1 protein-coding gene is annotated in these 1,825 nt (G+C 43.1%); it reads left to right on the forward strand.

From position 1 onward, the window contains the following. The first annotated feature begins 117 nt into the window (after positions 1 to 117). Positions 118 to 1,779, forward strand: coding sequence for an IS1182-like element ISBthe2 family transposase (locus tag BLW31_RS23655; RefSeq protein ID WP_010535981.1), 1,662 nt, complete (start codon positions 118 to 120; stop codon positions 1,777 to 1,779). Positions 1,780 to 1,825: the final 46 nt, after the last annotated feature.

The following is a 1,825-nucleotide window of genomic DNA, read 5'->3' on the forward strand; positions in this document are numbered from 1 at the left end:
GAGGTTGTGTCAAAACGCTGGCACAACCTTTTTTTATGCACAAAGCCCAGACTTTCACAAGCCCGGGCTTTGTTATTACCCAAAGTTTTTGTATCTTTAGGCATAAAGTTTTTCGTTATGGCAAAGTTACATTTTCGTCCTTACCTTCCCAACCAAACCGTTCTTTTTCCCGGAAGAATTGATGAAAACATAGCAGCGAACGATCCGGTTCGCATAGTTAATACTGTTGTTGATAATCTCAATCTTGACAATTTCAAGAAGCTTTATAAAGCAACCGGTCGTTGTCCTTATCATCCTAAAATGATGCTTAAGGTGATTATCTACGCCTACATGAACAATATCTATTCGTGCCGCAAAATAGAGAAGCTTCTCCTACGTGATATTCATTATATCTGGCTTTCCGGTAATGAACATCCGGATTTTATTACCATCAACCGTTTTCGAAACCGTGTAAAAGAGGAAATAAATACCGTATTCACGCAGTTGGTTCTTGTCCTTGCCGACAAAGGTTTCATCAGCCTTGACGTAGAGTATATCGACGGTACCAAGATTGAGTCCAAAGCCAACAAATATACTTTTGTCTGGCGCAAGACAGTCGAAAAGAACCGTACAAAGCTGATGGATAAGATCCGCATTCTCCTGGAGCAGGTGGATGAAGTCATAGCCCAAGAGAACTCCATGAAAGATACACCCGTAGAGTTCACTCCCGCCATGCTCTCAGATATAGTGAATGAACTTAAAGAGGTGCTGGAACACCAGCCTGTAACAAAGGACAAGGAACAAAAGAAGGTCATCCGGGAAAAGAAGAAACAGGTCCGGGAACTTGAGGAGTACCGTGACAAGTTGATAGAATACGACAACCATCTTGATACTCTTGGAGAACGCAACTCCTACTCCAAGACCGATCCTGATGCCACCTTCATGCGCATGAAAGAAGACGCCATGAGAAACGGACAGACCAAACCCGGATATAATCTGCAAATAGGTACCGAGAACCAATTCCTCATAGACTTCCGACTGTTTCCCAACCCAACCGACACACTGACCCTCATACCTTTCTTCCACTCCTTTGAGCAACGCTATAACCGCTTACCAACTGTCGGTGTGGCAGACTCCGGTTACGGCTCGGAAGAAAATTATCGGTTCATGCAAGATAATGGGATAGAAGCCTTTGTCAAGTACAACTACTTCCATAAAGAACAGCGTCCCCGTTATACCCCCAATCCATTCCATGCGGAGAGTCTCCATTACAATGCGGGGGAGGATTATTACGTTTGTCCTATGGGGCAGCACATGAACCGTATAGGAACTAGACGTGACAAAACAGCAAGCGGATACATCACCGAAAGTGCCCGATATAAAGCACAAAGATGTGAAGGGTGTCCTTTGTGTGGCAGTTGCTTTAAAGCTCGGGGGAACCGTATGATAGAAGTCAACCACCGGTTAAACCAATACAAACGGCAGGCACGGGAAAGGTTACTCTCGGAAGAAGGCATCAGGCATAGGGGAAGGCGATGTATAGAACCGGAAGCAGTTTTTGGACAAATGAAACACAACATGGCATACAAAAGGTTCCGGCATGTGGGAGAAGACAAGGTTACAATGGACTTTGCCTTCTTTGCTATAGCTTTTAATATCAAAAAGATGTGTACAAAACTACTAAAAGCAGGAAAGAGAAGGAGTGCACACACTATATTTATCTTTATCAGACCACGTGTGACTCAAAATACGACGAATATTAAGCCTTATTACCTAATTACTGAAAAAATAGTCGCATAGACAAAAAAGAGGAACGACTATTTTATATTAAAAAAAGAAGGGGATG

This window comes from Bacteroides faecis MAJ27 (genome assembly GCF_900106755.1).
Taxonomy (GTDB): Bacteria; Bacteroidota; Bacteroidia; order Bacteroidales; family Bacteroidaceae; genus Bacteroides; species Bacteroides faecis.

Bases quoted from the DNA above. Each gene is read 5' to 3' on its own strand.
- BLW31_RS23655 (WP_010535981.1), top strand. From the start codon at position 118: ATGGCAAAGTTACATTTTCGTCCTTACCTTCCCAACCAAACCGTTCTT.